Raw genomic sequence first — 23,142 nt, 5'->3', positions numbered from 1 at the left:
CCCTCGGAAGGGTGAAGGGTACGAGTGTGGTATTCCCACTCGAGGCGAGAGCATGGCACAGTTCAAGGTGGGCTATTATCTTTTTGCTATCCTTTTCTTGATGTTCGACGTTGAGTGCGTGTTCCTGTTTCCATGGGCTGTACGCGTCAAGGAGCTTGGTGGCGCCGGGCTTGTCAGCATCGCGATTTTTTTCACAATATTAGTGCTGGGTCTTGTTTATGCCTGGCGGAAAGGAGCTCTTGAATGGAAGTGACAACCAAAAGCATGCCCTATGAGGCGTGGAAAGATAATGAGTATATCGAGAGCCTTGTCGCCGAACTTAAGGCCAATGGTACAAACGTGGTGGTAGGCTCGTTTGACAAACTGATCAACTGGGGTCGTTCCAACTCCATCTGGCCTCTGACTTTTGCTACCAGTTGTTGCGGCATCGAGTTTGTGTCGCTTGGAGCCGCCCGCTTCGATATGGCACGTTTCGGATGGGAGGTTGCCCGTTCGTCGCCCCGTCAGGCTGACTTTATAATGGTGGCCGGCACAATAGTCCATCGTATGGCTCCGGTGCTCCGCCGTCTGTATGACCAGCTTGCGGAGCCGAAGTATGTGATCGCCACTGGTGCTTGCGCCGTGTCGGGCGGTCCGTTCAAGAAATCATATCATGTGGTGATGGGAGTCGACAAGATCATACCTGTCGACGTGTATCTGCCCGGTTGCCCGCCGCGTCCTGAGGCCATGATCTACGCTATCATGCAGCTCTCGCGCAAGATGAAGGTAGAGCGCTTCTTCGGAGGCGTCAACCGCAAGGAAAAACAGCAGGAATTCCTCGAAAGCCACCCTGTTGAGGGTGTGGAGGATTGATTCCCGGCAGTAAAAGTCAACCCCTTTCAATCAAACGACGAAACCATTGACCAATATGGCAGACATTCAGGAAAGAATAGCCGGGCAGTTCCCCGAAGCCACATTCGATACATCCGACGTACTTACCGTCGAAATTCCCGATGCGAAACTGCACGCTCTCGCCCGTTTCCTGCGCGATGAGCTTCATTTCGATTATCTGATGACGATTGTCGGCATGGACTGGGTAGAGAAGATGGGATGCATCTACTACCTGCAGTCGACGGCCGACCATAACCGCATAGCAATCAAGGCCACTACGGCCGACCGTGAGAACCCGATGCTCCACAGCATCGCCGATCTCTGGCAGATAGCGGTGATTTACGAGCGCGAAGTCTTCGACTTCTTCGGAATAGTGTTCATCGGCAACCCCGATATGCGCCGTCTCTTCCTCAGCATAGACTGGAAGGGATATCCCCTGCGCAAGGACTATGATCCGTCGCTCAACCCCGTGCCTACCGAAAACGAGCGTCAGAGTGACTTCACCAACACTTACGTAGAACAGGCCGACGGCAAGATCGTCAAGGAGCAGGCCAGAGTGTTTGAGGAGGATGATTTTGTAGTCAATATAGGTCCGCAGCATCCTGCTACCCACGGAGTGCTCCGTTTCCGCACAGCAGTCGACGGCGAGACGATCAAGAAGATCGACGTGTATATGGGCTATATCCATCGTGGAATCGAAAAGATCTGCGAGGGACTGACATATCCGCAGACGCTCCATTTCATGGACCGTATGGACTATTTCTCGGCTCACAATTATCATCACGGACTCTGTATGACCATAGAGCAGGCTGCCGGCATAGAGGTGTCGCGCCGTGTGCAGGTGATCCGCGTGATCATGGACGAGTTGTCGCGCATAGCCTCCCACTGCCTGTTTATCGGCACATTCTGCATGGACCTCGGCGCTACCACGATGCTCTTCTATACGCTCCGTGTGCGCGAGCAGATACTTGACATTATGGATAAGACCTGCGGTGCCCGCATGACGTTCAACTACGATACCATCGGCGGTGTGATGCAGGATCTTCATCCCGATTTCGTGAAGGATGTGAAGGCGCTGCTCGCAGTGCTTCCGGCCAACCTCAAGGAATACGACAAACTGTTCACCGGCAACGTTATCACACGCAACCGTATGGAGGGCGTAGGATATATGAGCCGCGAGGATGCCGTCACCTGGTCGGTGACGGGTCCGTCGGGACGTGCGTCGGGCTGGGCCTGCGATATCCGCAAGACCAATCCCTACAGCATTTACCAGGAACTCGATTTCGAGCAGGTGGTGATGCACGAGGGCGATGCTATGGCTCGCTTCAAGGTGCGCATGAAGGAGATCGAGGAGAGTGCCAAGATTATCGCGCAACTTATTGACAATATACCCGACGGCGAGATTCAGGCCAAGGTTTCGAAGGTGTTCAAACTGCCTGCCGGACATTGGTTCCGTACGGTGGAGGGATGTCGTGGCGCGTTCGGCGTCTATCTCGAAAGCGACGGCACGGTCAATCCGTATCGTATCAAGTTAGTTCCGCCGTGCCTGCCGGCTGCAGCCGCTGTCGATCATCTGACACGTGGCCAGAAGATAGCCGACCTCATCACTATCGGCGGTTCGCTTGACTATATCGTTCCAGATATCGACCGATAAACAAATCACCAACTATTGACAACGACACTTGAAAAAACATAAGTCATGTTTGATTTTTCCGCTTTAACCAACTGGATCCATGCCGGGCTTCTTTCGTTCATGCCCGAATGGCTCGCCGTGACCACGGAGTGTGTGCTCATAGGGCTGGTGCTTCTTACGGTATATGCGCTACTGGCTCTTTTCTATATCTACTACGAACGTAAGGTGTGTGCCGCTTTCCAGTGTCGCCTCGGTCCCGACCGTGTCGGCCCGATGGGATTGCTGCAGAGCTTTGCTGACATGTTCAAGATGCTCATCAAGGAGCTGATATCGCTCAAGCATACCGACAAGTTTCTTTTCGCTCTGGCACCCTATCTGGTGATTCTGGCGTCGATGCTTGCCTTCGCAGTGCTCCCATGGGGCAACGGTCTGCAGGTGATCGACTTCAACATCGGCATATTCTTCCTGATAGCCGTTTCGTCGATAGGCGTTCTCGGCATACTTCTTGCCGGATGGTCGAGCAACAACAAGTTTACTCTCATAGGCGCTTTGCGTTCCGGCGCCCAGATGGTCAGCTATGAGCTGTCGATCGGCCTGTCGGTGCTCACTATGGTGTGTCTGGCCGGCACGATGTCGGTGGGCGGCATCGTTGAAGAGCAGCGCGATCTGTGGTTTATCTTCTCGGGTCATATCCCCGCGATCATCGCTTTCATCATCTACCTGATAGCAGGCACGGCTGAAACCAACCGTGGCCCGTTTGACCTCCCTGAGGCCGAGAGCGAGCTGACTGCCGGCTATCATACGGAGTATTCCGGCATGCACTTCGGATTCTTCTATCTGGCTGAGTATCTCAACCTGTTCATCGTGTCGGGCGTGGCCGCTCTGCTGTTCTTCGGCGGATGGATGCCGCTCCACATCCCTGGATGGGATGCTTTCAATCATGTAATGGATTACATTCCGTCGGTGATATGGTTTGTCGGCAAGGCAGTGGTGATCTCGTTTATCATCATCTGGTTCAAATGGACATTCCCGCGTCTGAGGATCGATCAGATGCTTTCGCTTGAATGGAAGTATCTGCTCCCTATAAATCTCTTCAACCTGGTGCTGATGGTGCTGGTAGTGGTCTACGGACTTCACTTCTGATGCGTGCCTGACGCAATTGAAAAACAATCTACTCTGACAATTGACTGACATGAGCGAAAAATACGGAAAAATAGCACAGGTCATCGGTCCCGTGGTCGACGTGGCCTTCGAGGGCGAAAGCAATGAGCTTCCCCCTATCTATACCGCTCTGAAAGTAGACCGTCCCGACGGCGGAATGCTTATACTCGAAGTGGAGCAGCATATCGGTGAGAACACCGTCAGATGTGTGGCCATGGAGAGCACCGACGGCCTTCGCCGCGGCGAGCGTGTGGACAATCTCGACCGACCGATAGCTGTGCCGACCGGCGATCAGGTCAAAGGACGTCTGCTTAATGTGGTGGGTGAGGCCATCGACCGTCTGCCCGCTCTCAAGCGCGACAATCTTCGACCGATCCATCAGCCGGCTCCGGAATTTGACGATCTGACCATCGGCACCGAGATACTATATACCGGTATCAAGGTCATAGACCTGCTCGAGCCTTACAGCAAAGGCGGCAAGATCGGCCTCTTCGGAGGCGCCGGCGTGGGCAAGACCGTGCTCATCATGGAGTTGATCAACAATATCGCCAAGGGTCACAACGGTTTTTCGGTATTTACCGGTGTGGGCGAGCGTACTCGTGAGGGCAACGACCTCCTGAGAGAAATGATCGAGAGCGGCGTCATGAAGTATGGCGAGAAATTCCGCGAAGGCATGGAAAAGGGGGAGTGGAACCTTCAGGATGTGGACATGAAGGAGGTCGGCGAGTCGCAGGCCACCCTCGTGTTCGGACAGATGAACGAGCCGCCGGGCGCGCGTCTGCGTGTGGCGCTTTCGGGTCTGACCGTTGCCGAGCAGTTCCGCGATCAGGATGGCGGCGGCAAGGAGATACTTCTCTTTATCGACAACATATTCCGTTTCACGCAGGCCGGCAGTGAGGTATCGGCTCTTCTCGGACGTATGCCTTCGGCCGTGGGTTATCAGCCGACACTTGCGTCGGAAATGGGTGCCCTGCAGGAGCGTATTACTTCTACGAAGAACGGCTCGATCACTTCGGTGCAGGCCATCTATGTGCCGGCCGACGACCTTACCGACCCTGCTCCGGCCACAACTTTCAGCTTCCTTGACGCCACAACGGTGTTGAGCCGAAAGATTGCTGAGCTGGGCATATATCCGGCTGTGGATCCTCTCGAATCCACATCGCGTATTCTTGATCCCAATATTATCGGGGAGGAGCACTATAATACGGCACAGGCCGTGAAGCAGTTGCTTCAGAAATACAACGAGCTGCAGGATATTATCGCGATTCTTGGTGTCGACGAACTGTCGGACGAGGACAAACTCGTGGTGGCACGCGCCCGTCGCGCACAGCGTTTCCTGTCGCAGCCGTTCAATGTGGCCGAGCAGTTTACCGGACTTCCGGGCGTGATGGTGCCGTTGAGCGAGACTATCCGTGGATTCAAGATGATTCTCAGCGGTGAGATGGACGAGTATCCCGAGCAGGCTTTCCTCAATGTGGGCACTATCGACGAGGCTATAGAAAAAGGCAAGCGTCTGCTGGCTGAGGTGAAGTGATCATCCAAGTGATAATACGACTACCGGCACTTACGGAGCATAAAAGACAGAAAGCATGACACTGAAGATCATATCGGCCGAGGACGTACTCTTCGAGGGTGAGGCGACTTTAGTCGCTCTTCCCGGAGTGATGGGGCAGTTCACTGTGCTCCAGAATCATGCTACGCTCATATCGGTTCTCACAGCCGGCAATATCGAGTATGTCACCGGCGGACAGCGCGAGTCGCTTCCCGTGGGTGGCGGACTGGTGTCGGTCGACAATAATGTTATATCCGTTTGTATCTATTGATCATGAAGAAGCTTTTGGCCATCATATTGTCTTCCGTATTCATCCTGTGGGCATTGCCATGCATGGCGGCTGAGGCTCATGGCGGTGAAGAGGAGGGCAAGGTTGACGCGAAGGAGATCATCTTCGAGCATCTTGGCGACAGGTATGGCTGGGAGGTGCCCTTCTGTCACGACAAGTCGATCCCTCTGCCCATCATATTGTGGGGGCACGACGGACTGCACTGCTTCATGTCGTCGAAGGTGGAGCATGGACGCACATATGTCGACGGCGACGCCACTTTCCGGGTGGCTGGAGCCGACAGCGAGCACAAGGGGAAGATCGTGGAGATTATCGATGGCAAGGAATATAGGCCGTGGGACATATCCATTACCAAAAATGTGCTGGGACTGTTTATCGCCGTGGTGCTGGTGATATGGAGCATTCTTGACGTGGCCCGATGGCACAAGCGCAATGGATACAAGGCTCCTCGGAAGTTTACAGGCGCTATCGAGACTCTGATCACGTTTGTCTACGACGGTGTCATACGACCGACGCTCAAGGATCGGGCTATGAAGTTCGCACCATATCTGTTGACGGTGTTCTTCTTCATACTATATATGAATCTTCTGGGCCTGATCGTGGTGTTCCCCGGCGGCGCGAATCTGACAGGCAACATAGCCGTCACTCTGGTGCTTTCGGTGTTCACTTTCCTGCTGACAAATGTCATCGGTACGAAGCATTACTGGAAGGAGATTTTCTGGCCCGATGTTCCGCTCTGGCTGAAGTTTCCGCTGCCGATCATGCCGGTCATAGAGATATTCGGTGCGCTGACCAAGCCGGCAGCCTTGACAGTGCGACTGTTTGCCAATATGCTTGGCGGCCACATGATCATATTGGTGCTTACGCTGCTGATATTTATTTTCGCGGCAATGGGACCGGCAGTGGCCGGAGGCATGACAGTGATTTCGGTCGGCTTCTCGGTGTTCATGCTTCTGATTGACGTGCTGGTGAGCTTTATCCAGGCTTATGTGTTCACGATGTTGTCGACGATATTCATATCATTCGGTCAGGAGCGCGGACACGACGAAGGCCACGATGACGGCGGCCATCATCACGACAAACCGGTGGCTGGGTCCGACGGACATCATGCCGCTACAGTGTGATTTCAATGCAAGAAACAATATAAAAACAACCATAAAAACGTAAGATTATGTTAGCAATGATTTTAGCAGCAATCGAAGGCATTCTCGGCATAGGAGCATGCGTCGGAGCAGGTATCGCCGTTATCGGCGCAGGTCTTGGCATCGGCAAAATCGGTGCATCGGCCATGGAAGCTATCGCACGCCAGCCGGAGTCGGCAGGCGACATCCGAAGCAACATGATTGTGATCGCGGCTCTTGTCGAGGGTGTGGCTCTCTTTGCTGTGATTGTTTGTATCCTCTCGCTGTTCCTTTAATCAACAATAGGCACAGATGGAACTGTTTAAGCCTGACTTTGGTCTGATATTCTGGATGTTCGTGGCCTTTGCCATCCTTTTCTTCGTTTTGTGGAAGTGGGGTTGGCCGGCGATCATGAAAGGTGTGGAGGGTCGCGCTGATCTCATCGACAAGGGAGTGGAGTATGCTCAGAACGCCAAGGAACAGCTCGACAACGCGCGTAAGCAGGCCGACAGTTACATTGCCGAAGCGCGTAAGCATCAGACAGAGATACTCCGCGAGGCTGATCGTATGAAGACTCAGATCATCGACGAAGCCCGCGAGGCCGCTCAGCAGGAGGCTCGCAAAGTGATGGAGCAGGCTCAGCTGTCGATACAGCAGGAGCGCAAGCAAGCCGAGCTGCAGTTTCGCAACGAGGTGAGCGCTCTGGCTGTCGACATAGCCACAAAGGTGGTGCGCGGCGAGATGGGCGACGAAAAGGCTCAAAGCCGTCTGGTGGACAGTCTGCTGGACGATATGGAAAAACAAAACTGAACTGACCGATGAACGAAGGACTCGTACCACGGCGATATGCCAAGGCTCTTTATGGGTTCGCCCTTGAGAAGGGCGTGCAGGAACGTGTCTACACGATGATGAAGAGTCTGGTGGCCTCGTTTGCCGCCAACGAAGGCCTTCAGCCGACCTTGGCCAATCCTTATGTGGGCGTAGCCGACAAGACCGGACTGCTCATGACGGCGGCTTCTGCCGAAAAGACTGATGCCGTCTATGCCGACTTCCTGAAGCTGTTGGCCGAGAATCGCAGGCTCGATATGGCACGCGATATAGCGCTGGCGTATATCGGGATCTACCGCAAGGCCAATGGCATCCATGAGGTGAGGGTCACAAGCGCATATCCGCTCAAGCCGGCCGAGTCGGCTCGTCTGAAGGCCTTGGTGGAGCGTCATCTCGGCAAGAACGCGGTGGTGGAGTTTTCCGAAGCGGTCAATCCTGAACTTATCGGCGGCTTCACGGTGGCCGTGGGCAACGAGCGGCTCGATGCTTCACTGAGCAACGAGTTCAAACAACTAAGACTCAACTTATCAAGCAAATAACAAACAATCCCGATGATAAATCCCAGCGAGATATCCGAAGTGCTCAGGCAGCAGCTTGAAAACGTCAACTCGAAGGTGTCGTTTGAAGAAACGGGCACGGTGCTCGATGTCGGCGATGGCGTGGCACACGTCTACGGACTCGACAACGTTTGCGCCAATGAACTCGTGGAGTTCGAAAATGGTGTGACGGGCGTGGCACTCAACCTCGAGGAGAGCAATGTAGGCGTGATTCTTCTCGACAACGTCAATAAGGTGACCGAAGGCATGTCGGTCAAGCGTACAGGCGAGATCGCCTCTATCCCCGTGGGCGAAGGTCTGCTGGGACGTGTCATCAATGTGCTCGGCGAGCCTATCGACGGCAAAGGACCTGTCGACGGCGAGCTTATACGGCTGCCGCTTGAGCGCAAGGCACCGGGAGTGGTCTACCGCCAGCCGGTGAAGCAGCCGCTGCAGACCGGTATCAAGGCCATAGACTCGATGGTGCCTATAGGCCGTGGACAGCGTGAGCTGATCATCGGTGACCGTCAGATCGGCAAGACTGCTATCGCTATAGACACCATAATCAACCAACGCAAGGGATTTGAGTCGGGCAAACCGGTTTACTGCATCTATGTTGCCATCGGCCAGAAGGCATCGTCGGTGGCCGCCACTGTCGAAACTCTCCGTCAGCATGGTGCTCTTGACTACACTGTGGTAGTGGCGGCTACGGCGTCGGACTCGGCTTCGATGCGCTACTATGCTCCGTTTGCCGGAGTGGCTATCGGCGAGTTTTTCCGTGACACCGGCCGCGATGCTCTCATCGTTTACGATGACCTGTCGAAGCAGGCTGTCGCCTATCGTGAGATTTCGCTAATATTGAAGCGTCCTTCGGGTCGTGAGGCCTATCCGGGCGATATCTTCTATCTGCATTCGCGTCTGTTGGAGCGTGCGGCCAAGATTATCGACAATCAGGAGGTGGCATCGCACATGAACGACCTGCCCGAACCGCTCAAGCCGCTGGTGAAGGGTGGCGGATCGCTCACCGCACTTCCTATTATAGAAACTCAGGCCGGTGACGTGTCGGCATATATTCCGACCAATGTGATCTCGATCACCGACGGTCAGATATTCCTTGAAACCGCGTTGTTCAACCGTGGTATACGCCCGGCCATCAACGTCGGTATATCGGTGAGCCGCGTCGGCGGATCGGCGCAGATCAAGTCGATGAAGAAAGTGGCAGGCACGCTGAAGATCGACCAGGCACAGTTCCGTGAGCTTGAATCGTTCACCAAGTTTGGCGGTGATATAGATCCCGTGACCGCACGTGTCATCGACAAGGGACGCAAGAACGAGCGCCTGCTGATACAGCCCCAGTATAAACCTATGATCGTTGAAGATGAGGTGGCGATCATCTACTGCGGCACCCGCGGTCTGCTGGAGAATGTGCCGGTGGATAAGGTCAGCGAGTTTGAAAAGAGTCTGCTTCAGCTTCTCCATTCGGCTCATCAGGCTGATGTCATGGATCAGTTGCGCGAAGGCAAGCTGACCGAAGAGATGGAACAGAAACTCAATGCCGCCGCCGTTCAGGTAGCTGCATCGTATTGAACTACGGAAAGCATCGAAAAAGCAAATGGCAACACTACGCGAACTAAAGACACGCATCGGCTCGGTGGCTTCGTCGGAGAAGATCACCGGCGCCATGAAGATGATCTCATCGGCCAAGATGCATAAAGCCGAGATGAGCCTCCGCAGGCTTCAGCCTTTCCGCCGTCAGGTGGAGAGCATCATCGGCACACTGCTTACGGCCGACGCCGAGTTCAGCTCCCCGCTGCTCGAAGAGAGACCGGTGGCTAAAGTCACGATAGTGGTGTTTGGATCCGACGACGGCCTTTGCGGTGCTTACAACAACAATATCTTCAAGGCGCTTCTCGAACATATCGGACATCTGCGCGAGTCCTTTGGCCGCGATACAGCGATAGAGCTTTATCCGATAGGTAAAAAAATGCTGAAGGCCTGTGAGAAGCTTCATCACTCCGACGGCATTACGGTGACGACGGTGGAGGGCGTGGACTCGAAGACCTCCGGCGACGGAGTGCGCGACTTTGCCGACAGCCTTTGCCGTCAGTTCGCCGAGGGAGAAACCGATCGTGTCGACTGTCTTTATATGGGCTTTCACAGCGTCAGCCGTCAGCGCACGAGCGCCGAACAGCTGCTTCCGGTGGTGGCCTCGACTCTTTCGGACAACGGTGTCGTGGCCGATGTGCGCCCCTGCATATTCGAGCCTGACGCACAGACGATTTTCGAGAGTGTGCTGCCGATGTTCATCATGTCGGTGATGCACGATGTGTTTACCGAAAACCGTGCTTCGGAGCAGGCTGCCAGAGTTATGGCCATGCAGAGCGCCAACGACAATGCCAAGAAGCTGCTCGAACAGTTGCAGCTTGAGTACAACAAGCTTCGCCAGCAGAGCATCACCACCGAGCTGCTCGACATACTCGGCGGTCAGGTAAGATAGAGAAAATACAACCGATTTATCACCAAGCAATAAAAAAGTAAAACATATCAACAATAAACTATGGGTAGTGTAAAAGATTATTTTTCGTCGCTGGGGGCCGGCATCGCCAGCCTTGTGAAGGGCATGACGGTCACCGGCAAGGAGTTCGTCACCCCCAAGCTGACGGAGAAATATCCTGAAAACCGCGACACCGTCCACGTTCCCGATCGCTTCCGCGCGATTCTGGAGCTTAAGTACGATGCCGAGGGACGCCACAAGTGCATAGCTTGCGGCATTTGCGAACGCAACTGTCCGAACGGCACCATCTCTCTTAGCACAAAGATGGTGGATACGGCCGACGGAAAGAAGAAGCGTAAGCTCGACAAGTATATGTATGATCTGGGCAGCTGCACGTTCTGTCAGCTGTGTGTCAGCTCGTGTCCGCAGGATGCAATCGAATTCTGCAATGATTTCGAGCAGGCTGTGTTTACAAGAGAGAAGCTTGTCAAGCAGCTCAACTATCTTCCTGAGAAAGAGGAACCGGCTCCTTCGCCTGAGGAACTTGCACGTATCCAGGCCGAACGTGAGGCCAAGATAGCAGCCGCCAAGGCCGCTGCCGCTGCCAAAAAGGCAGCCGCAGCAGCAGCCGAGGGCATCGAGGCTGCCGAGAAGGCGCAGGGTGAGAAGCCTGTGACCGAAGAGCCTGCAAAACCTGTTGACAAACAATAATTATTAGATATGGAATCACTTGGAGGTATAATCATGTACTGGGTGATCGCTCTGGCGATCGTCATATTCTCGGTGCTGACTGTCACCACACGCAAAATCTTGCGTTCGGCCACATATCTTCTGTTCGTACTCTTCGCCACGGCTGCTCTTTACTTCAAGCTCGACTATGAGTTTCTGGGCGCCGTGCAGATCGCAGTCTACGCCGGAGGCATAGTGGTGTTGTTCGTGTTCTCTATTCTGCTGACTTCACATCCGGGCGACAACACAGCGCGTCTGGTGTCGAAGAAGCGCGTGCTTGGCCTTGTAGCGGGTATAGCCACTCTGGTAGTGGCCGGATGGGCTCTTCTGAGCCGCTGCGCCGAAATGGCATCCCGTCTGCCGATCATGGACAATCCGTCCATGCACCGTATCGGCGAAACTCTCATGGGCACCGGCAAGGGCGAATATCTGCTTCCGTTCGAGGCTGTCAGCGTCCTGCTTCTGGCATGTATAATCGGTGGCGTCACAGTCGCCCGCAAAAGATAAGCTGTTATGGAAATTACGATGATATATTATCTCATACCGTCGCTGCTGATGTTCTGCTGCGGCGTATATGGCTTCGTCACACGCAAAAACATGATAGCGATGCTGATATCGCTTGAGCTGATGCTCAACGCTGTCGATATCAACTTCGTGGTGTTCAACCGCTATCTTTTCCCGGGACAGATGGAGGGCATGTTCTTCACTCTCTTCGCCATCGCTATCGCGGCGGCCGAGACAGCGCTTGCCATTGCCATAATCATCAACGTGTTCCGCGCTGCGCGCAACGTCGATGTCGACGATCTCAACAAAATGAAACATTAACCCATTCCGCGTCATGGACATTACGATACCTATACTTATTCTGGCCATACCGCTCTTCATGTTCCTTCTGCTGGGACTGACCGGCATGAAAATGCCCCATTGGCTTGCCGGCACGCTCGGCACGGCAGGAATGGGCACCGTGCTGGTGTTGAGCTATATCACGGCATTGACTTATTTCTTTGGCGGCTCGCCGCAGTTCATAGCCGAAAACGGCGAACGTCTGCAGGCTGTCATATTCAACTGCACCTGGCTGCAGTTTACTCCCAGCCTGGTGATCAAACTCGGATTCCTCCTCGATCCCATCTCGGCGCTTATGCTGATAGTGATCCCCACGATCTCTTTCATGGTGCATCTCTACAGCATGGGCTACATGCGCGACCATCACGGAGTGTATGAGCACGGTTTCCAGCGTTTCTACGCTTTCCTGTCGCTCTTCAGCTTCTCTATGCTCGGCCTTGTGGTTGCGACCAATATCTTCCAGATGTATATCTTCTGGGAGCTCGTGGGCGCTTCGTCTTACCTGCTTATCGGCTTCTACTATAAAAAACCGTCGGCGGTGTCGGCTTCGAAGAAGGCATTCATCGTCACCCGTTTCGCCGACCTCGGCTTCCTGATCGGTATTCTGGTGCTGTCGTACTACACCGGCACCTTCGACTTCATGCAGCTCACTTCGGCTCCTGTCGGGGGAATGGAGGGCGTTTATCAGATCAGCGAGCAGACTGCGATGGGAGTCAAGAGCATTTTCACACAGAGCGCAGCCCCCGTGTTTATGGGTGCTTCGGTGCTCACATGGGCTCTCGTGCTGATATTCATGGGTGGCATGGGTAAGTCGGCGATGATGCCGCTCCATATCTGGCTGCCCGATGCTATGGAAGGCCCCACTCCTGTTTCGGCTCTTATCCATGCTGCAACGATGGTTGTGGCCGGTGTGTATCTCGTAGCGCGCCTCTACCCGCTCTATCTGATGGAAACCGCATCGCTCGACATCGTGGTGGTGGTAGGTGCCCTGACCGCTCTCTATGCGGCTTTGGTGGCATGCGCTCAGATCGATATCAAGCGCGTGCTTGCGTTCTCTACCATCTCGCAGATCGCCTTCATGATGGTGTCGCTGGGCGTTTCGCGTCCGGAGTTCCACGATGGCATCGGCTACATGGCCGGCATGTTCCATCTGTTCACACACGCCATGTTCAAGGCTCTGCTCTTCCTCTGCGCCGGTGCGATCATTCATGCTGTCGGCTCCAACGACTATACCGACATGCACGGTCTGCGCAAGTATATGCCCATAACCAATGTCTGCTTCCTTATCGGTTGCCTTGCCATTGCGGGTATCATTCCGTTCGCTGGTTTCTTCTCCAAGGATGAGATCCTTGTGGCTTGCTTCGGTCATTCGATATTCTGGTATATATGGATGTCGGCCGTGGCCGGTCTGACGGCGTTCTATATGTTCCGCATCTACTACCTGATCTTCTGGTGGAAGGAACATAGGGTGCACGAAGGCCATCACAAGCCTTCCGACCAGCCCTGGACGATGACTCTTCCGCTGGTGATTCTGGCCGTGGTGTCATGTCTGGCCGGTTTCGTTCCGATGGGCAATCTTGTTACATGGAACGGTGTGCCGATGTTTGAGCATGCCAATTTCCTCACCAATCTCGCTCACCTTGACTGGAGCGTGGCTCTCGTATCGCTCGCAGTAGCCATCGTCGCTATCGTGATCGCGACAGTGATGTATCGCAAGGAGAATCCTCTGCCCGACCGCATGGCCGACATGATGCCCCGTCTGTGGGACTGGTGTCACCACCGTTTCTACTGGGACGAACTGTATCAGTTTATAACCCACAAGATAATATTCGGCTGCATATCGCGTCCGATCGCATGGTTTGACCGCCATATCATCGACGGTGCAATGGACGGTCTGGCAATTGTCACCAACAAGGCTTCCTACGCCATCCGCGGCCTTCAGAGCGGCAAGATACAGATGTATGTGTGGATCTACCTTATAGGTGTGCTTTTGCTGGCAGCCGTAACGGCTTTCTGCCTCATGTAATATCAATCACGGTGCAATAAGAAAAAGAAAAAGTAATTATGTTTTCCAATCCTCTGATCTATTTCGTGGTGATTCCGCTGGTGATGCTGGCCGGACTCGCCATCTGCCGGAGCATAGGGCAGATACGCGCCGTGGCCGTAACCGGATCACTTGCGCTCACAGCCCTTTCGATATGGCTTTTGGTAGACTATCTGGGACTTCGTGCGGCAGGCGCCGACGCCCCGATGCTTTATTGCGACTCATGGAGTTGGTTTGAACCGCTCAACATCCATCTTGCTGTTGGTGTCGACGGCATTTCGATAGCCATGCTCATCCTTTCGTCGATAATCCTTCTGACCGGCAGCTTCGCCTCATGGAAGGTGGAACCCAACACCAAGGACTTCTTCCTGTGGCTGATACTTCTGTCGACAGGTGTGTTCGGATTCTTCATCTCGATCGATCTATTCACGATGTTCATGTTTTATGAGGTGGCTCTGATCCCGATGTATCTTCTCATCGGTGTGTGGGGCAGCGGCAACAAGAACTATTCGGCCATGAAGCTTACCCTGATGCTTATGGGCGGTTCGGCGTTCCTGATGCTCGGCCTTATCGGCATCTTCTATCACTCGGCTCCCGAGGGCATGCCTCTTACGTGGAATCTGCTTGAGATCCGCGCCAACGAGAGCATCTCCGAAGGCTGGCAGTATTTCCTCTTCCCGATGACGTTTGTGGGATTCGGCGTGCTTGGCGCCATGTTCCCCTTCCATACATGGAGTCCCGACGGTCATGCTTCGGCTCCGACGGCTGTGTCGATGCTCCATGCGGGCGTGCTGATGAAACTCGGCGGCTACGGATGCTTCCGTGTGGCGATCTACCTGATGCCTCAGGCTGCCAACGATCTGGCATGGATATTCCTGGTGCTGACCGGCATTTCGGTTGTCTACGGAGCCTTCTCGGCTTGCGTGCAGACCGACCTTAAATATATCAACGCCTATTCGTCGGTGAGCCACTGCGGACTGGTGCTGTTCGCTATCCTGATGCTCAACACCACCGCAATGACCGGTGCCATCATGCAGATGCTCTCCCACGGTCTGATGACAGCGCTCTTCTTCGCTCTGATAGGTATGATATACGGACGCACACATACCCGTGACATACGCCTGATGGGCGGACTGATGAAGATAATGCCGTTCCTGGCAGTGTGCTACGTCATAGCCGGTTTCGCTTCGCTCGGTCTGCCGGGTCTTAGCGGTTTCGTGGCCGAGATGACCATCTTCGTGGGTTCGTTCGAGCACGCCGATATGTTCCACCGTGTGTTCACCATCGTAGCTTGCTGCTCGATCGTGATAACCGCCGTGTATATCCTCCGCGTGGTAGGCAAGCTGCTCTTCGGCCCCGTGCAGGACGAGCATCATCTGCAGCTCACCGACGCCACATGGTGGGAGCGTGTGTCGACAGTCACACTCATTATCAGCGTAGCGGCCATAGGCTGTTTCCCCAACTTCTTCGCTGACCTTATCAAGTTTACATTCAGCCCGTCGATCTTCGCCGTAATCGGCCAGTAATTTTGCATAGATAGAAAATGGACTATTCACAGTTTCTCATAATGAAGCAGGAAATCGGCCTTCTCGCCGTATTTCTGATCGTCTTCCTCGCCGACACCTTCCTGCCGCGCCGCGAGCAGGGTTCGATCGGCGTAATCAGCTGCATATTCTTCGCCGCTTTCACGGTGCTCGGCTTTGTCCCCGGTGTCGCAGGTGAAGGAGTGGCCTTCTCCGGCATGTATGAGGCTACATGGCCTGTGATCAATATCAAGAACATCCTCAATGTGGGTGTGCTCATAGTCATGATACAGGCTCTCCGCTGGGCCGACCAGGATATGGTGAGAATCCGTCGCGGCGAGTTCTACGAGCTGCTGCTGGTGACTCTGCTCGGCATGTATTTCATGATTTCGGCCCGTCACTTCCTGATGTTCGTGATCGGTCTGGAAACAGCTTCGCTGCCTCTGGCCGCAATGGTGGCTTTCGACAAGCACCGCTACGAATCGCGTGAGGCGGCCGTCAAGTATATACTGACAGCCGTGTTCTCCTCGGCCATCTTCATGATGGGCATATCCTACGTCTACGCTCTCTCGGGCTCGCTCTACTTCTCCGATATCGCTATCGCTGTATGGTCGGAGTCGCATAGCGCTCTGCTCGTTTGCGCTCTGGCTTTCGTGATCGCCGGTATCGGTTTCAAGCTTTCGCTTGTGCCGTTCCACCTCTGGACTGCCGACGTATATCAGGGCGCTCCCACTCCGGTCACCTCATATCTGTCGGTGATCTCCAAGGGCGCCGCTGCGTTCGCTTTCCTCGCAGTGCTGTGGCAGGCGTTCGGCACAGTATATCCCCAGGCGTGGGAATGGATGCTCTATGCTCTGATCATTCTCACCATCACTGTGGGCAACCTGTTTGCGATGCGGCAGAAAAACATGAAGCGTTTCCTCGCTTTCTCGTCAATATCGCAGGCCGGATATATCATGCTCGGCATTATCGCCTTCAATCCCATGGGACTGGCGGCTCTGATGTTCTACGTGCTGGTGTACATCTTCTCCAATCTCGCTGCTTTCGGTGTGATCGGAGCTATAGAGAATGCTTCGGGCAAGGTATGGATGGACGACTACAGGGGTCTTTACCGCACCAATCCGCGTCTGGCCTTCACAATGATGCTGGCCATGTTCTCTCTGGCCGGTATCCCTCCGTTCGCAGGCTTCTTCTCGAAGTTCTTCATCTTCACCGGTGCGATAGCCCAGGGAACGGTAGCTATCTACGTTCTGGTGCTGATAGCGCTTATCAACACCATCATTTCGCTCTACTACTATCTGCTGGTGGTAAAGGCGATGTTCATCTCGCAGGACGATTGCGTGATAGCTCCCTTCCGCAGTGCCTGCAGCGAGCGTTTCGCTCTGTGGGTATGTGTGGCGGGCATCGTGTTCCTCGGTATTGTCAGCTTCGTCTACAATACTCTCCTTGAAGGTACGATCATGAGTTTCTGATGCGTCCCTGACTGACGTTTCAACCCCTATTATATGTCTGCTCCCCGGATAGCGACCGCTATCCGGGGAGCAGTGTATTGTAGTGGAGCAAGCGATGTATCGCTGACGGCCCCGCTTCAGCGTGAGGGCAGCCGGAGCGATCGGGTGAAGCCCTCGGGCACTTCTTCCGGGAAGTGGGTGACGAATACAATGGCGGCTCCGCTTCGTGCGGCTATAGTGTCAATGATGCGTCGCACGGTGTTTTTCTGCGTTGCGTCAAGACCGTGAAACGGCTCGTCGAGCAGCATAAGCGGTGCCTCTTTGATAAATGTGCGGGCGAGCAGCGCGAGCCGCTGTTGGCCTGTGGATAACGTAGAAAATGTGCGGTCGGACAGATGTGTCATGCCGAGAGCGTCGATCCATTGGCCGGCGGTCTCGATCTGTTCGTCTGAAAGACGTGTATAGCAGCCTACGGTGTCGTTGAGGCCGCGTGCCACGACATCGCGCACCGTAGCGCTTCCTCCGCCGAAATAAAGCTGCATCTCCGGGGAGATGTACCCGATGCGGCGCTTCACTTCCCAGATACTCTCGCCGGTGCCGCGCCGGCGGCCGAAAATGCTGATGTCGTTGGAGTAGGCTTGCGGACCGTCGGCACAGATAAGACTCAGAAGTGTCGATTTGCCCGAACCGTTCGGTCCTGAAAGAACCCAGCGTTCGCCGGGCATGATCCGCCAGTCGACTGATTCCAGCAGTGTGCGTGATCCATATCTGACTGTGCAGGCGTGCATCTCTACGACCGGAACATTAGCATTGACCGTCGGCGGTATGATCCGTTGCGGGGCGTATGCCTCCGCCGTCGGTTCAAACAGGTGTGAGGCCGCGCGTCGGAGTTCAGACGCCGTTCCTGTCACGAGGGCGCCGACAGTCATATTCTCAAGAGGAAGCATAGCTGTGGCATAGTCGGGTATGTCGGCCGGATCGCATACAAGCAGCATCACCGACACTCCTTGTGAGGCGAGATGCCGGAGCGCACCGTCAAGCTCGGCCTTCGAATGGGTGTCGAGCCCGATATAGGGATTGTCGAGTATCAGCAGGTCGGGCAGTTGTCCGCAAAGTGCACGGCAGATGAGCAATTTACGCGTTTCGCCACTCGACAGGTAGTTGATGCGTTTGTCTGACATAGCGGTCATGTCAAAAGGCATGGTTGCCATCCCGGTGCTGTCGAGGCGAGGCAGCAGATCGCTGACCGTCGGCACTTCATCGTTCATCGATGATTCGAAGCGCTGTTGCATGTAAGTGACCTTGCCCTCCGACAGCGAATGTATGTCGTTAAATTCCAGTCGTGTTACTTTCATATCGGTGGCGGAAGTGCGCACGCGGTTGGTGGCGAGGTTTCGCCCCCGCTCTATTATGCGTCCGAGCGTAGATTTGCCGGCGCCGTTGCGGCCGATCACTACTGTAGTCCCAAAGGGGATGGCAGTAGTCGTAGGATTGGATAGCGATACTCCTATCCATTGCAGGCGCGGGCTTTCGAGGGTGATTATCGGGTTCATGTGCGCAAAGCTGCGAAAAAAATCTCATACATCCAAGTCTGTCCGGCATTTATAGCTATTGGAGAGCCAACGGGCATCCTATGGAGCGGATAAAAACGTTGAGTGATTCTTTGATTACGGGAAATCTCAGCACAAAACTTTAGACAATATGTATCCGGTGCCGATAGCTGATATCGGCAAAAAAGAGACTGAGCATAGATGAGAAAAGGCGATATGCCGCCGGCGTGACCTCATGGGGTCGTGGCCGGCGGCACATCGTTCTTCAGTCTGTCGTGTGCGTGTGTACGTGAGTGTGGTTTCACTCCTGACGCTGTTCCCTGATCTGGCTTCGCGTGGAGTAGTTGCTGTCGATCAGTTTGGCGAACGCACGCAGGTATTTTCTAATGCCCGATATCATTTCCTGACTCTCCTGCAGGAGGTTGAGGTAGACGTAGAGCACCGCCATTGTCTTCGGGTCATCGCGGTGTATGCGTCCCTGCAGGCGATGGTATGTGGCCGATAGCGTGTCCTTGATCTCGTCGCAGTGGCGTCGCAGGGTTGCCACGGTGTCGATATCGCCGCTTTGTGTCAGCGCCAGTGTGTCGTTGAAGAGTGTTTCGATGCGCGTCCGTATTACTGCGAAGTCGGCGGCATACTGCACGGGCAGCGGCAGAAAGTTGTTTTCAACATGTTCTTTGCACACCTCGTTGATGCGGTGGAGATTGTAGAGTATCGACATGCAGCAGTTGTTGCTGGTGTAGAACCATGCGCTCTTTTCAAGCGCCATCGACTGCGATAGCTTGCGCAGACAGAGAGTTTCTTTGCGTCGTGCGTTCTTGAGTTTCTTTTTGCCGTCGGCGAGGGTTCGTTCGGCTTTGTAAAGGGGCTTGACGTCGTCGTTGACAAATGCATGAGTGATGCCTGTGTATGTGTCCCTTGCATAGGCGATGAACTGTTCCTGATTGCCGGTGATATACATCAGAAGCATAGGCCATATCTGTGTCTGGTCGGAGGTGGATATGATGGTGCGGAACAGTGTGTCGCCACCCTCGGCCGATTCTTTTTGCGCGCGTTTGAAACGCAGATTGCTGCGGATGATTATGGCTACCGTCAGCAGGGCGAGAATAATCATCACCGTGATGCCTCCCAGATGCATTGCCAGCACGAGTATTCCGGCGCCGAGGAACGCTGCTCCGGCGGTGATAAACCATCCGCCGATGACGGAAATGACTCCTGTGATGCGGAACACCGCGCTCTCGCGACCCCATGCGCGGTCGGCAAGCGACGATCCCATGGCCACCATGAAGGTGACGAATGTGGTGGACAGCGGGAGTTTCATCGATGTGCCCAGTGCGATGAGCGCCCCGGCGAGAACGAGATTGACCGATCCTCTGACAAGGTCGAATGCCGCGCCTTGATCCATTATGGTTTCGTCAATGTTGAAGCGTCGGTTGATCCAGCGGCGTACCGAAGGCGGAGTGGCGTTTCTCGCCCAGTTGACCAGATGTATGGCCCAGCGCACAAACCGGCGTCCGATGCGCGACGATCCGAACATCTCATCGCCTGCCTCCTGTGATCCCAGTCCGATTTCGGTCTGAGAGACTTTTCGTGCCTTTCGCGATGTGGCCAGAGATACGACCATGATCACTCCGGCTCCGATCAGAAACCACACGGATGTGTCCGACGGGCCGTTGAGTGCCCCCATGAGATATGTGTGTGGATCGCCATTGCCATTGGCGGCATAGTCGGTGAAGGCTGAAAGACCCGACAGCGGCACTCCGATAAAGTTGACGAGGTCGTTGCCTGCAAATGCCATGGCGAGAGCGAAAGTGCCCATCATGACGATTACTTTCAACACATTGACACGCAGCGCGTGGAGCAATTGCATGAGGAGTGTGAATCCGGCCAGACAGCAAAGTATTATGACCATCGTGTGGCCGTTTATCCAGACTTTGAGTTCGGGCGTCATGAATGCGAGATCCTTGGTGCCCTTGATTAGCAGGAAATAGACTATGGCAGTGGCGCATATTCCGCCGAATATGCCGATTTTCCATTTAAGATGGCTGCGGTAGTTGAAGGAGAATACCAGACGGGCTATGAACTGCACTATAGTGCCGAAGAAAAACGCTATCGCTACGGATAGGAATATGCCGAGTATGACGGATAGTGCTTTTTCGGTGTTGAGCAGATCGTTGAAGCCCAGATCGGGAGTATCTGTGGCCATCTTGATGAGCGACACGACGAATGTGGCTCCCAGCAGCTCGAATACCATCGACACGGTAGTGGATGTAGGCATTCCGAGCGAATTGAATATATCAAGCAATATGACGTCGGTCACTATCACGGCCATAAAAATACACATAAGATCGTAGAACGAGAAGTGTTCAGGCCTGAAGATGCCGTGACGTGCTATGTCCATCATGCCGTTGCTCATGGCTGCTCCGAGAAAAACTCCGATAGAGGCTACGATGATGATGCGTTTGAATGGGGCAGCCTTCGACCCCATCGCAGAGTTGAGAAAGTTGACCGCGTCGTTGCTGACACCTACCGACAGATCAAACACTGCCAGCAGAAACAGGAATACCACGACGCATAGAAAAAGTAATTCCATGTAGTACGTTTATTTAGTTCTTCTGCAAAGTAAAACACAGAATGTTTCATAAATGTTGCACATTGCTTAAATTTGCTTTTAATGTGCAAAAAGCCGTCAAAACGCGGGTAAATATCAGCGAATGAGTGGAAGGGTGACAGTGAACAGCATTCCGCCTTCGGAGCGCAGGGTGGCACTTACAGAGCCGCCGTGCCATGCTGTGGCGTTTTTGACTATGGCAAGTCCCAGGCCGGTGCCTCCGGCTCTCCGCGAGCGACCCTTGTCGATGCGGTAGAAACGCTCAAAAATGTGCGGCAGATGTTGCGGATCTATTCCGCAGCCGTTGTCGGCCACGTTGATTTCAATGTATCTGCCGCCGACAAACTGACTGATTTCAATGGTGGATCCGCCGGAATACTCTATGGCGTTTGAGAGCAGGTTGCCGATCACGGATTCCATAAGCGAGCGGTTGCCTGGAATCGGATCGCTGAACGTTACCATGTTGACAATACTGATGTTCTTGGCCTCTGCCTGCATGATGTGCCGCTCTATGGTTTCCGCTATGATGTGTGCGATGTTGATCTCTTCAACCGCTATCTGCGTGCTGCCGTCGTCGAGCCTGGTTATGGCCGCCACATCGTCAAGCAGGCGGCCGAGCCTCTGGTTGGCTTTTTCGCATCGGGTCAGTATTTCAGTGCGTTTCGATGATTCCATGTCGGGGTGTGCCAAAAGGGTGTCAAGACACAGCTGCATGGATGCCACCGGTGTTTTCAGTTCATGATTTATGTTATTGGTGAGGCGTCGTTTCATCTCGTCCTTCTCCTGCTGCTGGCGTATGACGGTCTGATGCTCGCGGTCGCGCTGAGCCACGGCCTGCTGCATTCTGGAGTAGAGTCTGACAATGTGGCCGGAAATTTCGCCAAGCTCATCGTGAGGCAGCGGTCCGGTATCGTGGATCCGTTCTCCGCGTTCGGCTTGCTCGGCAAACCGGTTGAGCCGGCTTACGTGTTCGCCGACTCTTCTTGTGGCCAGGTATCCCAGCATACACATCGAAACCATGATGACGAGCAGTGTCCACATGAAACCGTAGTCGGCCGATAGGAGCTGGTGGAGGGTCACGTCGTAAGGCACGGCAGTGCGCACGACATACAGTCCGTCGGCAGTGGCCGAATAGAAGTAGGTCTGTCCCGTGCTGTCGCTGTGGCGTCGGAGCGAATAGCCCTTGCCGGTGCGCAGCGCCTCGGCAATTTCCTCTCGGTCGAGGTGTGGCGTGCCTGGGAGTGTGTCGACAGTGTTGTCGTATATGACGTCACCTGAATGGTCTATCACACTCAGCCGTAGTTCCGGAATGGAACGAAGCAGCGGTGTGTGCAGTGAATCAACCGGTACACCGTAGGCAAGTTTTTCCAGTATCATGGCATTCAGATCCTGAAGACGCGAGTCAAGTTCCTGCACCTTGAACTGCCGTTCACGATGGTATTGAAACACAGCGAAACAAACCGCCATAAGCAGTGAGTAGGCCACCAGCCCGATAAACAGACGCCGGTGATAGGATATTTTTATAACCCTTTTCATAGCGGTTATATCATGGATTTCTGTTGAAAATAAAACGTTGTGATGCGATGAATATTTTTTTGTGAAGAAATTTTTATGAAAATTGTTGCTTGTGAGAAAAAGAGTTTGTAACTTTGCAGCCGCTAACGTAAAGGAAGCACTGATGTCCGGGGTGTAGCACAGTTGGTTAGCGCGCCACGTTCGGGACGTGGAGGTCGGAAGTTCGAGTCTTCTCACCCCGACATAAGAGATAAGCTTGGAAGCGTAAAGTCTTCCGAGCTTATTTTATTTTATACAGGTCACTCCTGATCCGGTCCGTTCAGGATATGGCGATAACGCACCAAAGCATAGATTCATGGCCGTTAATATTGTTAAACCGGGGCGGGGATATA

21 protein-coding genes and 1 tRNA gene are annotated in these 23,142 nt (G+C 54.2%); 19 read left to right on the top strand and 3 right to left on the bottom strand.

Translation table 11 applies throughout. The features are described from left to right. From C5O24_RS00295 to C5O24_RS00210, 18 genes are all read left to right on the top strand, one after another. Positions 1-253: NADH-quinone oxidoreductase subunit A (locus C5O24_RS00295; protein ID WP_107681318.1), on the top strand; the 253-nt coding region annotated here is incomplete at its 5' end. Continuing rightward, complete coding sequence (locus tag C5O24_RS00290; protein ID WP_107036189.1) at positions 244-852, top strand: NADH-quinone oxidoreductase subunit B; 609 nt, start codon at positions 244-246, stop codon at positions 850-852. The genes C5O24_RS00295 and C5O24_RS00290, both read left to right, overlap by 10 nt. Positions 853-907: 55 nt before the next feature. Next, positions 908-2,524 (top strand): NADH-quinone oxidoreductase subunit D-related protein, encoded by a 1,617-nt coding sequence (locus C5O24_RS00285; RefSeq protein ID WP_107681317.1) that lies wholly within the window; start codon positions 908-910, stop codon positions 2,522-2,524. A 45-nt stretch (positions 2,525-2,569) separates the two neighbouring features. Continuing rightward, the gene (gene nuoH / locus C5O24_RS00280; protein WP_107036187.1) at positions 2,570-3,646 is read left to right on the top strand and encodes an NADH-quinone oxidoreductase subunit NuoH; all 1,077 of its coding nucleotides are present in this window, start codon (positions 2,570-2,572) and stop codon (positions 3,644-3,646) included. A 49-nt stretch (positions 3,647-3,695) separates the two neighbouring features. Beyond that, positions 3,696-5,198 carry a F0F1 ATP synthase subunit beta gene (gene atpD / locus C5O24_RS00275; RefSeq protein ID WP_107036186.1) on the top strand — a complete coding sequence of 501 codons (1,503 nt, stop codon included), beginning with the start codon at positions 3,696-3,698 and terminating at the stop codon, positions 5,196-5,198. A gap of 55 nt (positions 5,199-5,253) precedes the next feature. Continuing rightward, positions 5,254-5,487, top strand: a complete 234-nt coding sequence (locus C5O24_RS00270; RefSeq protein ID WP_107036185.1) for a F0F1 ATP synthase subunit delta/epsilon — start codon at positions 5,254-5,256, stop codon at positions 5,485-5,487. Between the two features lie 2 nt (positions 5,488-5,489). Then, positions 5,490-6,629 carry a F0F1 ATP synthase subunit A gene (atpB, locus tag C5O24_RS00265; RefSeq protein ID WP_107036184.1) on the top strand — a complete coding sequence of 380 codons (1,140 nt, stop codon included), beginning with the start codon at positions 5,490-5,492 and terminating at the stop codon, positions 6,627-6,629. Positions 6,630-6,676: 47 nt separating this feature from the next. Continuing rightward, positions 6,677-6,922 (top strand): ATP synthase F0 subunit C, encoded by a 246-nt coding sequence (atpE, locus tag C5O24_RS00260; protein ID WP_107036183.1) that lies wholly within the window; start codon positions 6,677-6,679, stop codon positions 6,920-6,922. Between the two features lie 16 nt (positions 6,923-6,938). Beyond that, positions 6,939-7,436 (top strand): F0F1 ATP synthase subunit B, encoded by a 498-nt coding sequence (gene atpF, locus C5O24_RS00255; RefSeq protein WP_107681316.1) that lies wholly within the window; start codon positions 6,939-6,941, stop codon positions 7,434-7,436. 8 nt (positions 7,437-7,444) lie between these two features. After that, positions 7,445-7,993, top strand: coding sequence for an ATP synthase F1 subunit delta (gene atpH / locus C5O24_RS00250; RefSeq protein ID WP_107681315.1), 549 nt, complete (start codon positions 7,445-7,447; stop codon positions 7,991-7,993). 12 nt (positions 7,994-8,005) lie between these two features. Then, positions 8,006-9,577: a F0F1 ATP synthase subunit alpha gene (gene atpA, locus C5O24_RS00245; RefSeq protein ID WP_107036180.1), complete on the top strand. Its 1,572-nt coding sequence runs from the start codon at positions 8,006-8,008 to the stop codon at positions 9,575-9,577. A 25-nt stretch (positions 9,578-9,602) separates the two neighbouring features. Then, positions 9,603-10,487, top strand: a complete 885-nt coding sequence (gene atpG / locus C5O24_RS00240) for an ATP synthase F1 subunit gamma (protein ID WP_107036179.1) — start codon at positions 9,603-9,605, stop codon at positions 10,485-10,487. 60 nt (positions 10,488-10,547) lie between these two features. Continuing rightward, a complete protein-coding gene (locus tag C5O24_RS00235; RefSeq protein ID WP_107036178.1) occupies positions 10,548-11,195 on the top strand; it encodes a 4Fe-4S binding protein in 648 nt (215 codons plus the stop codon). A gap of 9 nt (positions 11,196-11,204) precedes the next feature. Then, a complete protein-coding gene (locus C5O24_RS00230; protein ID WP_107036177.1) occupies positions 11,205-11,720 on the top strand; it encodes an NADH-quinone oxidoreductase subunit J family protein in 516 nt (171 codons plus the stop codon). 6 nt (positions 11,721-11,726) lie between these two features. Then, positions 11,727-12,038, top strand: coding sequence for an NADH-quinone oxidoreductase subunit NuoK (nuoK, locus tag C5O24_RS00225; protein WP_107036176.1), 312 nt, complete (start codon positions 11,727-11,729; stop codon positions 12,036-12,038). A gap of 13 nt (positions 12,039-12,051) precedes the next feature. Next, complete coding sequence (nuoL, locus tag C5O24_RS00220; protein ID WP_107681314.1) at positions 12,052-14,082, top strand: NADH-quinone oxidoreductase subunit L; 2,031 nt, start codon at positions 12,052-12,054, stop codon at positions 14,080-14,082. 38 nt (positions 14,083-14,120) lie between these two features. Beyond that, positions 14,121-15,626, top strand: a complete 1,506-nt coding sequence (locus tag C5O24_RS00215) for a complex I subunit 4 family protein (protein ID WP_107036174.1) — start codon at positions 14,121-14,123, stop codon at positions 15,624-15,626. Positions 15,627-15,643: 17 nt separating this feature from the next. After that, complete coding sequence (locus tag C5O24_RS00210) at positions 15,644-17,095, top strand: NADH-quinone oxidoreductase subunit N (RefSeq protein ID WP_107681313.1); 1,452 nt, start codon at positions 15,644-15,646, stop codon at positions 17,093-17,095. A 116-nt stretch (positions 17,096-17,211) separates the two neighbouring features. On the opposite strand, the gene C5O24_RS00205 is transcribed toward C5O24_RS00210, so the two are convergent. From C5O24_RS00205 to C5O24_RS00195, 3 genes are all read right to left on the bottom strand, one after another. Further along, positions 17,212-18,627, bottom strand: a complete 1,416-nt coding sequence (locus C5O24_RS00205) for an ATP-binding cassette domain-containing protein (protein WP_107681312.1) — start codon at positions 18,625-18,627, stop codon at positions 17,212-17,214. A 298-nt stretch (positions 18,628-18,925) separates the two neighbouring features. Beyond that, a complete protein-coding gene (locus tag C5O24_RS00200; RefSeq protein ID WP_107036171.1) occupies positions 18,926-21,217 on the bottom strand; it encodes an inorganic phosphate transporter in 2,292 nt (763 codons plus the stop codon). 114 nt (positions 21,218-21,331) lie between these two features. Continuing rightward, positions 21,332-22,771 (bottom strand): sensor histidine kinase, encoded by a 1,440-nt coding sequence (locus C5O24_RS00195; protein ID WP_107036170.1) that lies wholly within the window; start codon positions 22,769-22,771, stop codon positions 21,332-21,334. 147 nt (positions 22,772-22,918) lie between these two features. Here C5O24_RS00195 and C5O24_RS00190 point away from each other — a divergent pair. After that, a tRNA-Pro gene (locus C5O24_RS00190) sits at positions 22,919-22,992 on the top strand. Positions 22,993-23,142 lie beyond the last annotated feature (150 nt).

The organism is Paramuribaculum intestinale (assembly GCF_003024925.1).
GTDB classification, from domain to species: Bacteria; Bacteroidota; Bacteroidia; order Bacteroidales; family Muribaculaceae; genus Paramuribaculum; species Paramuribaculum intestinale.
The sequence above is the reverse complement of the archived record's forward strand: the minus strand, read 5'-3'. Positions and strand labels throughout refer to the sequence as shown.

Coding starts and splice junctions, on each gene's coding strand:
- C5O24_RS00290 (WP_107036189.1), top strand. CDS start 244: ATGGAAGTGACAACCAAAAGCATGCCCTATGAGGCGTGGAAAGATAAT.
- C5O24_RS00285 (WP_107681317.1), top strand. CDS start 908: ATGGCAGACATTCAGGAAAGAATAGCCGGGCAGTTCCCCGAAGCCACA.
- nuoH (WP_107036187.1), top strand. CDS start 2,570: ATGTTTGATTTTTCCGCTTTAACCAACTGGATCCATGCCGGGCTTCTT.
- atpD (WP_107036186.1), top strand. CDS start 3,696: ATGAGCGAAAAATACGGAAAAATAGCACAGGTCATCGGTCCCGTGGTC.
- C5O24_RS00270 (WP_107036185.1), top strand. CDS start 5,254: ATGACACTGAAGATCATATCGGCCGAGGACGTACTCTTCGAGGGTGAG.
- atpB (WP_107036184.1), top strand. CDS start 5,490: ATGAAGAAGCTTTTGGCCATCATATTGTCTTCCGTATTCATCCTGTGG.
- atpE (WP_107036183.1), top strand. CDS start 6,677: ATGTTAGCAATGATTTTAGCAGCAATCGAAGGCATTCTCGGCATAGGA.
- atpF (WP_107681316.1), top strand. CDS start 6,939: ATGGAACTGTTTAAGCCTGACTTTGGTCTGATATTCTGGATGTTCGTG.
- atpH (WP_107681315.1), top strand. CDS start 7,445: ATGAACGAAGGACTCGTACCACGGCGATATGCCAAGGCTCTTTATGGG.
- atpA (WP_107036180.1), top strand. CDS start 8,006: ATGATAAATCCCAGCGAGATATCCGAAGTGCTCAGGCAGCAGCTTGAA.
- atpG (WP_107036179.1), top strand. CDS start 9,603: ATGGCAACACTACGCGAACTAAAGACACGCATCGGCTCGGTGGCTTCG.
- C5O24_RS00235 (WP_107036178.1), top strand. CDS start 10,548: ATGGGTAGTGTAAAAGATTATTTTTCGTCGCTGGGGGCCGGCATCGCC.
- C5O24_RS00230 (WP_107036177.1), top strand. CDS start 11,205: ATGGAATCACTTGGAGGTATAATCATGTACTGGGTGATCGCTCTGGCG.
- nuoK (WP_107036176.1), top strand. CDS start 11,727: ATGGAAATTACGATGATATATTATCTCATACCGTCGCTGCTGATGTTC.
- nuoL (WP_107681314.1), top strand. CDS start 12,052: ATGGACATTACGATACCTATACTTATTCTGGCCATACCGCTCTTCATG.
- C5O24_RS00215 (WP_107036174.1), top strand. CDS start 14,121: ATGTTTTCCAATCCTCTGATCTATTTCGTGGTGATTCCGCTGGTGATG.
- C5O24_RS00210 (WP_107681313.1), top strand. CDS start 15,644: ATGGACTATTCACAGTTTCTCATAATGAAGCAGGAAATCGGCCTTCTC.
- C5O24_RS00205 (WP_107681312.1), bottom strand. CDS start 18,627: ATGAACCCGATAATCACCCTCGAAAGCCCGCGCCTGCAATGGATAGGA.
- C5O24_RS00200 (WP_107036171.1), bottom strand. CDS start 21,217: ATGGAATTACTTTTTCTATGCGTCGTGGTATTCCTGTTTCTGCTGGCA.
- C5O24_RS00195 (WP_107036170.1), bottom strand. CDS start 22,771: ATGAAAAGGGTTATAAAAATATCCTATCACCGGCGTCTGTTTATCGGG.